Source organism: Aestuariirhabdus haliotis, from assembly GCF_023509475.1.
Taxonomy (GTDB): domain Bacteria; phylum Pseudomonadota; class Gammaproteobacteria; order Pseudomonadales; family Aestuariirhabdaceae; genus Aestuariirhabdus; species Aestuariirhabdus haliotis.
This window is the reverse complement of the sequence record NZ_JAKSDZ010000005.1, coordinates 1-13,509: the sequence shown is the minus strand read 5'-3', so window position 1 is coordinate 13,509 and position 13,509 is coordinate 1. Positions and strand designations below refer to the sequence as shown.

Annotated in this window: 12 protein-coding genes; 9 read left to right on the top strand and 3 right to left on the bottom strand. The window is 50.6% G+C overall.

The window, feature by feature from the left end; genetic code table 11:
* Positions 1 to 47 precede the first annotated feature (47 nt).
* The 4 genes from argC to erpA all read left to right on the top strand — a co-directional run bounded on the left by argC (position 48) and on the right by erpA (position 2,780).
* Complete coding sequence (gene argC, locus MIB40_RS05765) at positions 48 to 1,094, top strand: N-acetyl-gamma-glutamyl-phosphate reductase (protein ID WP_249691872.1); 1,047 nt, start codon at positions 48 to 50, stop codon at positions 1,092 to 1,094.
* Positions 1,095 to 1,110: 16 nt separating this feature from the next.
* Positions 1,111 to 1,890, top strand: coding sequence for a DUF6776 family protein (locus tag MIB40_RS05760; RefSeq protein ID WP_249691870.1), 780 nt, complete (start codon positions 1,111 to 1,113; stop codon positions 1,888 to 1,890).
* The gene (locus MIB40_RS05755) at positions 1,874 to 2,323 is read left to right on the top strand and encodes a bactofilin family protein (protein ID WP_249691868.1); all 450 of its coding nucleotides are present in this window, start codon (positions 1,874 to 1,876) and stop codon (positions 2,321 to 2,323) included. Before MIB40_RS05760 ends, MIB40_RS05755 begins: the two co-directional genes overlap by 17 nt.
* A gap of 106 nt (positions 2,324 to 2,429) precedes the next feature.
* Complete coding sequence (gene erpA / locus MIB40_RS05750; protein ID WP_249691866.1) at positions 2,430 to 2,780, top strand: iron-sulfur cluster insertion protein ErpA; 351 nt, start codon at positions 2,430 to 2,432, stop codon at positions 2,778 to 2,780.
* 48 nt (positions 2,781 to 2,828) lie between these two features.
* On the opposite strand, the gene MIB40_RS05745 is transcribed toward erpA, so the two are convergent.
* Positions 2,829 to 3,929 carry an anhydro-N-acetylmuramic acid kinase gene (locus MIB40_RS05745; protein ID WP_249691864.1) on the bottom strand — a complete coding sequence of 367 codons (1,101 nt, stop codon included), beginning with the start codon at positions 3,927 to 3,929 and terminating at the stop codon, positions 2,829 to 2,831.
* A 4-nt stretch (positions 3,930 to 3,933) separates the two neighbouring features.
* Complete coding sequence (locus MIB40_RS05740; protein ID WP_249691862.1) at positions 3,934 to 5,346, bottom strand: OapA family protein; 1,413 nt, start codon at positions 5,344 to 5,346, stop codon at positions 3,934 to 3,936.
* 350 nt (positions 5,347 to 5,696) lie between these two features.
* Between MIB40_RS05740 and tyrS the strand changes: the two genes are divergently transcribed.
* The 4 genes from tyrS (at position 5,697) to MIB40_RS05720 (ending at position 11,342) form a co-directional block, all read left to right on the top strand.
* Positions 5,697 to 7,004 carry a tyrosine--tRNA ligase gene (tyrS, locus tag MIB40_RS05735; protein ID WP_249691860.1) on the top strand — a complete coding sequence of 436 codons (1,308 nt, stop codon included), beginning with the start codon at positions 5,697 to 5,699 and terminating at the stop codon, positions 7,002 to 7,004.
* A gap of 329 nt (positions 7,005 to 7,333) precedes the next feature.
* Complete coding sequence (locus MIB40_RS05730; RefSeq protein WP_249691858.1) at positions 7,334 to 8,323, top strand: SDR family oxidoreductase; 990 nt, start codon at positions 7,334 to 7,336, stop codon at positions 8,321 to 8,323.
* Complete coding sequence (locus MIB40_RS05725; protein WP_249691856.1) at positions 8,324 to 10,096, top strand: Vgb family protein; 1,773 nt, start codon at positions 8,324 to 8,326, stop codon at positions 10,094 to 10,096.
* Positions 10,097 to 10,127: 31 nt separating this feature from the next.
* On the top strand, positions 10,128 to 11,342 hold the full coding sequence (locus tag MIB40_RS05720; RefSeq protein ID WP_319941625.1) for an MFS transporter: 1,215 nt from the start codon (positions 10,128 to 10,130) through the stop codon (positions 11,340 to 11,342).
* On the opposite strand, the gene MIB40_RS05715 is transcribed toward MIB40_RS05720, so the two are convergent.
* Positions 11,339 to 12,370: an AraC family transcriptional regulator gene (locus tag MIB40_RS05715; RefSeq protein ID WP_249691852.1), complete on the bottom strand. Its 1,032-nt coding sequence runs from the start codon at positions 12,368 to 12,370 to the stop codon at positions 11,339 to 11,341. The genes MIB40_RS05720 and MIB40_RS05715 overlap by 4 nt on opposite strands.
* Positions 12,371 to 12,483: 113 nt before the next feature.
* Between MIB40_RS05715 and MIB40_RS05710 the strand changes: the two genes are divergently transcribed.
* The gene (locus tag MIB40_RS05710; RefSeq protein ID WP_249691850.1) at positions 12,484 to 13,158 is read left to right on the top strand and encodes a cell division inhibitor SulA; all 675 of its coding nucleotides are present in this window, start codon (positions 12,484 to 12,486) and stop codon (positions 13,156 to 13,158) included.
* The last annotated feature ends 351 nt before the right edge of the window (positions 13,159 to 13,509 follow it).

Sequence of the window (13,509 nt, the reverse complement as noted above, 5' to 3'; positions counted from 1 at the left end):
GATCTTTGTGTTGATGTAATGGTTTTATTCGATCGGATGGGGTGTTAATGATCAAGGTGGGTGTTGTAGGGGGGACTGGGTATACCGGCGTGGAATTACTGCGCCTGTTGGTGACCCATCCCCAGGTATCTCTGGAGGCAGTGACTTCTCGGGCAGAACAAGGGTCACCGGTTGCGGCCATGTACCCCAACCTTCGAGGGTATACCGAACTGTGCTTTGTTGAGCCCACGATTGAGGTACTCAGTCGATGTGATCTGGTCTTTTTTGCCACCCCTAACGGTATCGCTATGCAGCAGGTCCCCCAATTGTTGGCGGCAGGGGTCAAGGTGATTGATCTGGCGGCTGATTTTCGTCTCAAAAGCCCTGCCCAGTGGATGCAGTGGTACGGTATGGAGCATGCGTGCACTGAACTGCTTGATGAGGCTGTTTATGGCTTGCCAGAGCTTAATCGTGAAAGGATTGCTAGTGCACGGCTGGTTGCTAACCCGGGCTGTTATCCGACGGCGGTTCAACTGGGCTTCTTGCCTTTGCTGGAAGCCGGTATTGTTGATCCTGCCAGTTTGATTGCTGATACCAAGTCAGGGGTCAGCGGGGCAGGGCGTCAGGCCAAGGTTGATGCCCTGCTCTGTGAGACGAGTGAGAGTTTGAAGGCTTACGGCGTCTCCGGCCACCGGCATCTTCCGGAAATTGAGCAGGGTTTAACGGCAATCTCCATGCTAGCGGGTCACAATCAGTCCCCGGAATTAACCTTTGTCCCTCATTTAACGCCTATGATTAGAGGTATTCACGCCACGCTCTACGCTGAATTGTCTGTTGAGGGTGAGGATTTACAGGCTTTATTTGAACAACGCTATCGTAACGAATCATTTGTGGATGTTTTGCCTTCAGGATCATTGCCGGAGACTCGTAGTGTTCGGGGCTCGAATTATTGTCGAATCGCACTCTATCGTCCGCAAGGAAAGAAACGGGTGGTGGTGCTTTCCGTGATTGATAACCTGGTCAAGGGGGCGGCCGGGCAGGCGGTACAGAATATGAATATCATGTTTGGTTTTGAAGAAAAGGCCGGCCTTGATCTGGTTGCCCTGATGCCTTAGGGGGAGAGGATAGCGAATGATCCGTGTTACAGGAACCAAGCAAGAACACCTGATAGTCGTACCTGATCAGCCAGGCAAACGGTTGCTGAAAAAGTTTTTTTACTGGCTATTGTTTGGCGCGTTCTCGGTTGGCAGCTTTTTGTTGGGAGAATATCTGGGCATGCAGTCCCAGCAAACGGCTCTGGTTGAGCGTGATTTGCTCAGAGTTGAGTTAGCTCAAAAACGAGCAGAAATAGAGGGCTTGACACAAGAAGTGACCACGCTCAGAGTCGGTGCCGATGTCGACCGGCAGTCTACCGACAACGTGCGCCTGACCATCAAGCAGTTAGAAGAGGAGAAGTTTCAGCTGCAGCAGGACCTCTCTTTTTACAAGAATATTATGGCTCCCAAATCAGAAGATAAGGGGCTCAGGATACAGAAATACGATCTGCAAAAAACCGAGCAGATTGATCGATTTCGGCTTAAGTTGATGCTGACCCAGGTCTCCGATAACAATCGACTGTTGTCGGGGTTGGCCACGGTGTCTTTGGTTGGGCGCCAGGATGGAATTGAGAAATCCTTGTCCCTGAAGGATGTGTCAGAGCAGGTCTCAGTACAGAATATTAAGCTGGGCTTTCGCTATTTTCAGAACATTCCCGGGCCCGATGAGCGTTTTGCAGAGCTGGTGATACCGCAAGGTTTTGAACCTGATTATGTGTTGGTGGTTGCTCAATCCAGAGGGCCAAAGCCCAAGCGGGTTGAGCAAAAAATTCCATGGCAGTTTGAGGAGGCAGTAACAGATGCGCCGGAAAGTTAAACCCAAAGCGATTAATATCGAAAAATACGGGGATCGCACCACATTGATCGCCAATGGCACCACAGTGAACGGCGATTTGCAGTTTGAAGGAGCGTTGCAGATTGAGGGGCAGGTGATCGGAAATGTTACTGCTACGGAAGGGCTTGTAAGAGTCGCCGATAACGGTTTTGTGGAGGGGGAGATTCGATCTCCTCATATCATCATTAACGGTAAGGTGAGTGGTGATGTGCACTCCACTGAGCATCTGGAGCTAGCCGCTCAAGCTGAAGTTAATGGCAATGTCTATTACAAGTTGATCGAAATGGTCATGGGTGCCCAGGTAAACGGAAGTCTCGAGTATTCTCCAGAGCCCCACCCTGGTGAGGGCAAGGAGAGCCGCAACAAGGTGGAAGAAGATGCACTCGAAGCGGCCGAGGTCGACCCTCTGGTGTAGTTGATTGTTCAGCCCGATAGTCGGTGGACCCGGGCTGTAATAGTTGACTAAAGTTCTAGGTTAATTGGATAATGACTCGCAAGCAGTGTAAGCCGGTGATTTATAGATGACAGCACAGACGTTTATTCCTTCCCTTCTCAACCTGACCCCTAAAGCGGTAGAGAAGGCAACAGATTTGATTGAGGAAGAGGGGAATCAGGATCTCAAGCTACGTGTCTTTGTGACGGGCGGCGGCTGTTCTGGCTTCCAGTATGGATTTTCTTTTGATGATGAAGTTGCCGAAGATGATACCGCGATAGAGAGTGGTGGTGTCACCCTGCTTGTCGACGCCCTTAGCTATCAATATGTGGTGGGTGCGACGGTCGATTATATGGAAGGCCTGGAAGGGTCTCGTTTTGTCGTCAATAATCCTAACGCATCCACAACCTGCGGCTGTGGATCTTCTTTTTCTATCTAATAGCACTGATCATTCTGTTCTCCTGGTGTGCTTTCTACCCTTCCTTGATTAGGCCGGATAGAAAGCACCGAGAATTCGGGGGCCTCTGGCGCGTGTGACTTGCGGTAGATTGCCCGGTAAACCTTCCAGATATTGCCGGGTTAACCACGCAAAGGTGATAGCTTCGACCCATTGCGGATCTATGCCAAGGGCATTGGTCGTTGTCACGCTCCTTGTTGGCATCAGCGCTTGCAAGCGCCTAATTAACTGAGTGTTATAAGCTCCACCGCCACAGATATAACAGTCGGCCCCCGCCGGCCCCCAGCGATCTATAGCATCCCTAAGGCTCTGTGCTGTCAGTTCAAGCAACGTTGCCTGTACATCTTCGTCAGCCATGCCTGCATGCCGTGCCAGATGCGGTTCCAGCCAGGGCAAGTTGAAGTGTTCTCGCCCGGTGCTTTTTGGAGGGGGGCGTTGAAAGTAGTCATCAGCTAATAATGACTTCAGCAGTTCAGTGTTGACCGAGCCGCTGGCTGCCCATGAACCGTTCTCATCGTAAGGTTTTCCCTGATGGCGTTCGCACCAGGCATCCATCAGGGCGTTGCCTGGTCCCGTATCAAATCCGGTGACGTCTCCCTTGATAGGCAGGCAGCTGATGTTGGCCATGCCTCCGATATTGATAACGATGCGATCCTGATCTGGGCTGGAGAATTGGTGGCTATGAAAGGCTGGAACCAGAGGAGCTCCTTCGCCACCGGCTGCCAGGTCCCTACTGCGAAAGTCCGCCACAACAGCAATTTTGCAGAGCTCTGCCAGCTGTGCAGGGTTTCCCAGTTGAAGGCTATAACCAAGATGCGGCAAGTGACGGACCGTCTGCCCATGACAGCCGATGGCTGCTATCTGGGCTGAAGATCTGCCTGTTGCAGTTAGCAGGTCTTTCACCACATCAGCGTAGAGCTGGGTCAGCTGGGGTTGTATTTGGGCGATGCGCTCAATTTCGTTATCGCCGGTCAGACAAAGGGAAAGCAGCTTGCGGCGTAAATCGGTGGGGAAATTGCGGCTGCTGGTGCCTATTAAAGGGGTGTCGGAAGAGAAATCAGCCAATACACCATCGACGCCATCCAGGCTCGTGCCCGACATCAGGCCAATAGTCAGGCGCCGGATTGCCATATTGTTAATCGTTCAGGGCAAGAATCGCCGTTGGATGTTCGAGTCGGCTGATCAGGAGTTGCATACGATTCTCGAAAGAGGCGCGCTCTTTTTTGGGTATCGGCTTGGCGCTCGGCAATTTAACGGTCATGGGGTTCACATGCACGCCGTTTTCGCGGAATTCATAGTGCAGGTGTGGGCCCGTGGCTAATCCGGTTGAACCGACATAGCCGATAATCTGCCCTTGCTTGACATGTTTGCCTGAGCGGATACCGCGGCCGTACTTGCTCATATGGGCGTACAGGGTGCTGTAACGCTGGCCGTGTTGGATGATCACTGCCTTGCCAAAACCGCCTTTGCGAGCCGCGTGGATCACCTTGCCGTCGCCAGCTGCGCGGATAGGAGTACCCGTTGATGCTGCGTAGTCGACGCCTTTGTGGGCGCGAATCTTGTTCAGTACCGGGTGTTTCCGCTTTAGATTAAAACGTGAGCTGATACGAGCGAAATCAACGGGGGAGCGCAGGAATGCCTTGCGCATACTACGACCATCCGGTGAATAGTAATCAGAGTGGCCTTTGCTATCGGTATAACGAACGGCTGTGTAGACCCGCCCCTGATTGGTGAACTGGGCAGCAACGATGTCACCATCGGAGATTTTCTCGCCATCGAGGAAGTTCTCTTCATAGATCACGCGAAAGCTGTCGCCTTTACGAATATCCAGAGCGAAGTCAATATCCCAACCAAAGATGTTGGCCAGCTTCATAGTAACCGTTTCACTCATCCCCGCGCTTTGAGCGGCGAGGAAAAGAGAGTGATTGATTTCCGCCTCGGCAAAGGCCTGACGGGCGTTGGGGGTGTAGATAATCTCTTCGGCCGAGAAGCTCTTTTCGGTGCGGGAAAACAGCACCGACTCAAGCCGGTTGCGCACGTAGCGCACCTTTGTGAGCTCTCCCTCGGAATTTTTTAAAAATTCGATGTGCTGGCCGGGGCTGACCCGGTTCAGTAGTTTGCCTTCCTTGCTGCTGGTCACCAGAGCATGCAGCAGTGACGGACTCAGCCCCTGTTTACGAAAGATGGTTGAAAGGGTGCTACCAGATTTGATTTGAACACTATGCCATTGTGGTGTTTCTTCGACGACTACGGCCGCTACAGGTGCTGGCGTTTTAGTCTGCTGTGCTGCCGGTTGCACTACAGGTGCTGGTGAGGCTGGTTGCAGCAGGCTCACTGGAGATGGGGTTGTAGGGTTCTGATTGCTGTCCGTGGAATCGGTTGCGAAGTCCAGTGCCAGGGGGATTGAGTTGCGTTCCGCTTTTACCTCGGTCGATGGCAACAATAACAGAGCTGTGCCTGCGACGGTTGCCAGAGCGCTAGCAAGGATTAAATGCTTTTTGGGGAACGAGGCAAGATGTCGACTCGCTAAAGAATCAGGGTGATCCATGAATAACTTCCAGTGATTTCTCGAATATTCAGGCAAGTGGCTAAAGTATAACCAAAAAAGACAACATTCAAGAGGGGAAAACGACTTTCTGCTGAAACTACGTGCTGGATCAACCTTCAGTTCTGAAAAATCAGAGCAATTTGCTATAAGAGGATATCATTCTAAGGACGGTTTTGTTAACGGCTATGGTTCTAAAGGGCTGGGCTGAACTCGGTGTGGCGCGGGGACTCAGGCTGGAATTTAGTGTGGGTTTCTGTAATATCTGCGCACTCACTGGTCTTGGCTGGTGTAATACCTAGCTTCAAGCCTTTCAATCGAATGACTAACATGCTGATTAACCGGGGTTTTTAATGTCTCAAGGGCAAAATGCACTGCTAAGGGATCTTCAGGCCAGAGGCCTGATCGCACAGATGACAGCCGAGGAGGAACTATCCGCTCACCTCGATGATGGTATCTGTACCCTGTATTGTGGTTTTGATCCCACGGCGGACAGCTTGCATATCGGGAGTCTGGTGCCTCTGTTGGCGTTAAAGCGTTTCCAGCAGGCAGGCCATAAACCATTGGCCCTGGTGGGCGGTGCCACTGGCTTGATCGGGGATCCCAGCTTTAAAGCCCAGGAGCGCTCGCTCAACACTCGGGATGTGGTAGAAAGCTGGGTCGAGAGAATTCGGGCTCAGGTGAGCCAATTCGTTGATTTTGACTGCGGTAAAAACTCAGCCGAGGTGGTCAATAATCTCGACTGGACCGGTGGCATGGATGTGTTGACCTTCCTGCGTGATGTGGGCAAATACTTCTCGGTCAACAGCATGATTAAGAAGGAATCGGTAAAACAGCGCATCGAGCGTGATGAGGCCGGCATCTCCTACACCGAATTTACCTATATGCTGCTGCAAAGCTACGATTTTGCTGAATTAAATCGCCGCAATGGTTGCACTCTGCAAATCGGTGGTAGTGACCAATGGGGCAACATCACTGGCGGAACTGAGCTCACCCGTCGGATGAACGGTAATCAGGCATTTGGCCTCACACTGCCGTTGGTAACCAAGTCTGATGGCACCAAATTCGGTAAGACCGAGAGCGGAACCATCTGGCTGGACGCCAATAAAACGTCCCAGTATGCGTTCTACCAGTTCTGGATCAATACGGCTGATGCCGACGTGTATAAGTTCCTGCGCTATTTCACTTTCCTTGATATCGAAGAAATTGAAGCGATCGAGCGTCATGACAGCGAAACCCAGGGCGCCAAATCTGCCCAGAAGATTCTGGCCACCGAAGTAACTCGTTTGGTACATGGCGAAGAAGGATTGCAAGCGGCGCAGCGGATTACCGAAGCCCTGTTCAATGGGGGAATTGACACTCTTTCGGAAACTGATTTGCAGCAGCTGGCGTTGGATGGATTGCCGTCGGCCACACTCGATCCCAACAGTTTCGAAGGTAAGCCCATGACTCAGTTACTGGCTGAGGCAGGTATGGCTCCATCGGGTAAGCAGGTGAAGGACGCTTTGGCGCGTAATGCGGTTCTGATCAATGGTCGCGCCTGTTCGATGGAGCATAATATGCAGCTAAGTGAATTATTCTGCGCTGAGCAGGCGTTGTTTGGCCGTTTCTTCATCGTTAAGTTGGGTAAAAAGAAATACCACCTGTTTCAGCTGCCCTGATACTGTTCGAGATGGGGGAGGTGAATCTTTAGAGGTGCTTTCCCCGGTCTGTAATGTCGCGTGTGTTTATTCCCCGCATGCGACATTTTCGTTATATCCCCGCGTTCTTTTCTTTCTTTTCTTTCTTTTCTTTCCTGTATCCGTTGAGATTTGTTCACTCCGGGTCGAATAGCCATGTGACTTGTTTTTTTGCTTCTGCCGGGTTTGTGGATAGCCTTTTGCGGTTAATTTGACCCATAAGGTCAATTTGCTGGCCAGCAAAGTCACTGAGTTATTGGTTTGGGCTCGATACACTGTGGTTATTAGCTTAATCATGGTTGTACGTGTTTATGTCGAGCGAAAATAGTAATAACAGTCGGCGCGTTCTGATAACGGGAGCAACCGGCTTTATTGGTACCCAGTTGGTCAGGTTGATGGCGTCTCAGCAGCCAGAATGGTATCTGGTTGCAACTGATGTCCGTCCGTCAGATGAGGTTTCGAAGCTTGCCGATCAGTTCTCGATAATTGATGTCCGTGATCAGAAGGCGTTGATCGCTTTATTACAGCAAGAGCGCATAGATACGCTGGTTCACTTGGCATCGATCGTGGTGCCGCCTACTGGAATGAGTCGAGAAACGCTCTATGAAATTGACGTAGAAGGTACCCGCAATGCATTGGATGCCGCTTTGCAGGCGAATGTTGAGCAGTTTGTCGTCACCACCAGTGGGGCCGCTTACGGCTATCATGCGGATAATCCTGAATGGTTGTCGGAGGCTGATCCCGTTCGGGGTAACGACAGCTTTGCCTATTCCTCCCATAAGCGCATCGTCGAAGAATTGTTAAGAGACTACCGCCAGCAACACCCTGAGCTGCAACAGTTAGTGTTGCGTCCTGGTACCGTGCTTGGGGAAACAGTGAATAATCAAATTACCAATCTGTTTGATCAAATCTGTATTGTCGGTGTGGCCGGTTGTCGCAGTCCTTTTGTGTTTATCTGGGACCAGGATCTGGTCTGCATTATCGAACAGGGCATCGAACGCCGTAGTCAGGGGATCTATAATGTAGCGGGTGACGGTGCCCTCTCTATGGCCCAGTTAGCGGTTAAACTGAATAAACCTTATTTGCCTTTACCGTCCTGGCTGATCAAGGGGGTGCTATCGATACTCAAGCCATTAAGGCTCAGTCAGTACGGTCCTGAGCAGGTAAAGTTCATCAGTTATCGGCCGGTGCTGGATAATCGGTTGCTAAAATCCGAATTTGGTTATATCCCCCAATACACCAGTGAAGAAGCCTTCGATGCTTATTTGGCTTCACGAAAAACCCGGCAGGAGGTTGCTTGAATGAATCGATGGCTTCTGGTTTTGTTAGCGGTACTTTCGACAGCAACACAGGCGGTTGAGTTTCAGGTATTGGATGCTCAGGGCGATCCGTTGCCGACGGTGATGGTGAGTGCCTATCCAACTGAAATTACTGCCATTGATAAATCGGACAATGGTTATCCACCTCATGCGGTATCGAATAAAGGTACCTTTGAATATACCCGTTTTACGGATACCAAGGGTGTCCTGTCCTGGCCTGATTTGCCCTACGTGAGCTCGGTGCGTTATCGGCTTCGCAAGCAGGGTTATCAGGATCTGGTCATCAATCCAACTGCGGAGCAGCAGTTCACCCTGACCATGCGGCCCGAAACCGATAGTGCCAAGCTGGCTGCGAGTCGTTCGGCCAATACCTGGTTGGCCGCGCTCGACCTGGGCGGTGATGAAGAGCTAAAAAAGCATTTTGTTTTGCAGTGCGGTTTCTGTCATCAGCAGGGTACAAAGTATATTCGTTGGCAGAGAACCGCTGATGAATGGAGTGATACCTTTGATCGCATGATCGGTTACGGTTCCCGGTTGCATGATGATGCTCAGGATAGGTTGCCACAGTTGTTAGAAGAGGGTTATCGTGAGTTGCGGGAAAATCCAAAGCTGATACCTCCAGAGAAGCCCTGGCAAGCAGAGGTAGTTGCGGCAAAAATTAAAGAGTTGCCGATAGGTGATAGTTTCTCGCAAATGCACGATTTGCTATTGGCATCCAGTGGTTTGATCTATGTCGGCGATAACCTTCAGGATCGGCTCTATGAAATAGACCCTGAAACGGGTGAGTACAGTGTCTATCGATTGCCACGCCTCGATTATGAGCTGGGAGGTATCCTGGCTGGAAAGTTGAAGCAGTTTCCCAAGCACGAGAGCTATATGGGGATTCACTCGTTTGCTGAGTCGAAAAAAGATGGTCATATTTTTATTACGCCATCAGTGCAGCAGGCCATTCTCGAATTTGATCCGATAAGCAAAACATTTACCGTGCACGAAATGGAGGAGGGTTATTATCCCCATACCATTCGTGTCGATCAGCAGGATCGGGTTTGGTTTACGTTGGCGATTTCCAACCAGGTTGCGATGTTTGATCGAGCAACGGGTGAGTTTACTTACTACGATCTACCGACCCGTAGCTTTAAGGAAAGTTTGACGGTGAGTGGCAGCAGTATCATTTTGCAGCTGGCGCGTTGGGGGGTTCCTTTGCATACCTTGCCAATTGATAAGGAGTCGATGGGGTTACCATTACCATACGGGATTGATGTTGCCCCCGATGGCACCGTCTGGTTCGCCCGCTTGCACACCGATGCTATTGGTAAAATCGATCCGGTGAGTGGTGAGGTCATTATGATTCCAACACCCTTCAAGGGGCCTCGTAGGCTAAGGGCCGATTCCCGAGGTCATCTTTGGATCGCAGCCTTTCCTGAAGGTCAGATCGTTGAGTTTGATCCTGAAACCTCGGTTTTTACTCGATACGACATGCCGACGGAACCGCTGGGCAGCGATACGCCTTATTCGCTAAATGTTGACCGTGAGCGGGATCTGGTTTGGGTAAACGGCAATGCATCTGATAGCTTGCTCCGCTTTGATATCAACCGGAAATCGTGGCGTGTCTTTCCGATGCCTCGGCGAGTGACTTTCACTCGAGATGTTGAAATAGCACCAGATGGTTCAGTCTTTACCACCAATTCCAGTTTTCCTAGTTGGCATATCGAAGATGGCCAACCGACGTTAATTCATCTGCAGCCCGGCGAATAAGTTCAGCCGTCTATTTAATGGCGCGGAGGTGATGTCTCTGCTGGAGTCTGGGGAATTTATGTTGGTTGTTCCTAGGTTTTTTATCTCATGTTTTTTGGCCTTTATTGGCGGCCATGTGATGAATTACAGCGTGATTTTTTATGCGCAAGAAGTTCTTCAGTCGGACCTGTTGGCAGGGTTGGGTTTCTTTTTGAGTTTTGGGGCTGCGCCGCTGCTGGTTGGATGGTATGCGGGGGCGCTCTGTGATCGTGCATCCCCGACTCTGCTCGTTGTGTTGTCTCAATTGCTATTTGTTATCGGTGCTTCACTATTGTTGGTGTTAGTGTCTCAAGACTTGCCATCGTTCTTGAGTGTGGGAGTGTTTTTGGGCGCGGCAACTTGTTCGGGCATTGCCTGGTGCTTTATTGCTCCCGCGCGGCTTGCCTTATTGGGGCGTTTAGTCGCTCTTAAGGATTTGCATCGTGCGTCGGTATTGTTCAATGTGCTGGTCATGCTTGGATTTGGTGTGGCCCCGATAATGATTGCTCTACTGCGTCAGGAATATGGTTGGCATGGGCCGATCGGTCTAATTCTCCTGCTCTTTTTCGCTGCCAGCCTTTTACTTGTTGGGGTGCGAGTAGAAAGACCCGTTATTCCAGCGGCATCAATTTTGAGTGATGTGCGTAATGGATTTAGCTATGTAGCGAAACACCTATTGATCAGGCAGTTGTTATTGGTGACGTTGATTGTTTATTCGGTTATGGGGCCTGTACAAGTGATACTGCCTCGGTTTGCCATAGACAGTTTGGGTCTGACAGCAATGGACCGAGGGCTTTTGCTAGCCATTATGGCGTTGGCGTTGTTTGTTGGTGGCGTGATCTGCATGACTCTAGGACAGCGTCTGCCACAGGGTAAAGCCATCATTGGCTCTTTGTTGATCTCTTCATTGTTGATGGTTGGGTTGGGTTGTAGTCAAAGTATGCTGGAAGCAGCAGTCTGGTTATTCTTTGCGGGCATGCTTGCTGGAGTTTCGGTCAGTCTTATCGTGGCAGCGTTGCAGCTTAATTCACAAGATCAATTCCGGGGACGGGTGATGAGTTTTTATACCATTAGCACCCAGGTGTTGCCGGCCACTTCAGGCTTTTTGTGTGGCTTACTTCTGGAGTGGGTGTCGCCCGCGCAAGGACTGGTTGTAGCCGCATGCGTTTTAATAGTGCTTGGCGCTATTGCTTTATGGCGAATGACGGTTATGCGCAGTTATGGCTAAATCTCGCTGAACTGCTTGATTTTATTGTTGCGGTATTGTCCTGGGGTTTGTCCGGTCCATTTCTTAAATGCACGATAAAAAGTGCTGGATTCGGAAAAACCTAGCATAAAGGCAATTTCACTGGTGTTGATATCAGCACGCTCGAGGTATTCCAGAGCAAGTTGGTGGCGGGTGTCGCTCAACAGTTTTTGGTAGCTGGTGCCTTCTTCCTCCAGTCGTCTTTGCAGGGTACGAGCACTTATGTTGAGGCTGCTGGCAATGCTTTGTTTGTCCGGTTCCTGGCCCATTAATTGTTGGCTGATAAGTGATACTACTTGTCGACTGAGGGTGCTGGTTTGCAGTTGTTCAATTAGCTTGTCCGCCTGTTCTCTAAGCAGTTTGCAGATGGTGCTGTTCGCTTGCCGGATAGGCTGGTTTCGCATTTCGGGGGATAGAACCAGCTCGTTCTCAGAGCGGTTGAAATAAACGGGGCAACCAAGCTGTTCCTCATATTGTTGGTAGTATGGAGGCGCAGGAGTATCAAAGTTGATGGCGAGTACCTCAAATTGATCTGCCAGCCATTGGCCAATTTTTACCCAGCTACTTAGCACGGCCGCAACGCGATGGTGCGTGCAGGCATGGCCAGGGTTGAGTGGGGTATAGCGGATGATCCAGTGCGACGAGCTGCACAGGTTTTCTTCAATACTTCCGCCCTCGCCAACCAGATTTTGGTAGTGCTGTACGTGCCGAAATGCATCGCCAAGCGTGGCGCTGTTCATTGCGATATTACCTAACACATTAAAGCTTCCTGGTTGGGCACGTAATCCCATGCTTAGTCCAACCGGTATATCAGGATGTTGATCAATAATGAGAGACCAGAGTTTTTCCTGGTTGAGAAAGGGTATTCGTTGATCGGGGTTATCTAATGTTTCGCCTGTCAGATTGGCTGCCGACTGTAGCTGCTGGCGGTTAAGGCCTAGTTGAGCGGCAGTGTCTAATAATGTGTTGGTAACGCTAACGCTGACCGTGGCTTCGTTGCTCGATTTCATGTTGAGGATGCTAGCAAATGGAGGGTCGGCTAGGCCAGTGGGGGTAAAGAAATCATTGATTAATCTGTATGTTTATACAATACTGTTTGTATATACAGTGTGGGGTTACAGTGATGCAGTCTAATAAAAACTTTAACGATGCGGTGGGTTGGTCGGAGAATGGTCGCGGTGCGGTGCGGTCGGAAGTCGTTACCAGTGGTTACGATGTGCTGGATACGAGATTGGTGGGTGGAGGCTGGTCGCGTGGAGCGGTTACAGATTTACAGTGTGATTTGGATTCGTCCCAGGAGTTGGCGCTCTTGTTGCCGGTATTGGCCAGTCTAACCCGGCAGGAGGAGCGTTGGGTGCTATGGGTTGCACCTCCAAAGGCGCCTTGTGCGTCAATCTTGCGGGCTGCGGGAGTCGATGTTTCTCGCGTCTTGGTATTACACACTGAGTGGGTTGATGATGTGGTGGGTATCATGGAGAGAGCTCTGACCAGTGGCAGGTATAGTGCGGTATTGGGGTGGCCTAAAAGCGCGAACTATAACCATGCAAAATTGCGTGAAGCAGCCAGTAGAGGTGGGAGTTTCTGTATGTTGTTACGTGAGCCGGGAAGTGATTCTATAACTGATGTCGATTTGTCCATGAAGGTAACGAAAGCATGTGACGGTGTTGCTGTAGAGATCATGCGTCAGTACGGTGGTTGGGTTGTACCCCGGTTTGTTTTGAATTTGGAATCCCGGAACGCAGTCGGTAGCCCATCTGGTGATATTGTTCGAGGGCCATGGCAAGGCACGTTGATTTAGTTATGAGGTTTTGTTGGTCAAGTGGGCCGCAGCTGTTGCTGGGGTCGGTGTATCTTGTTGTTTATTGGATAGGGTAGGTGGTGCCCAAGTAGTCATGGTTAGTAAGTAGTTATACTTAATCTTGCTCTGGACCCCAAAAGCCTGTTGACCCTGACCCCATCCGCTATATAATGCGCCTCCCTTACAGCAGCAAGGGCCCCGGAAGCGGCGGTTTGATGTTGTTGCAAGAAACCTTTTCAGGGTGTGTTGACAGGCAGAAGCAAGTCTGTAGAATGCGCGCCTCGTTGCTCGGGAAGCTTTGCTAAGAAGCGATTCAGGTAACGACGTTAAGCGTTTGATTTAAGTAGTTTT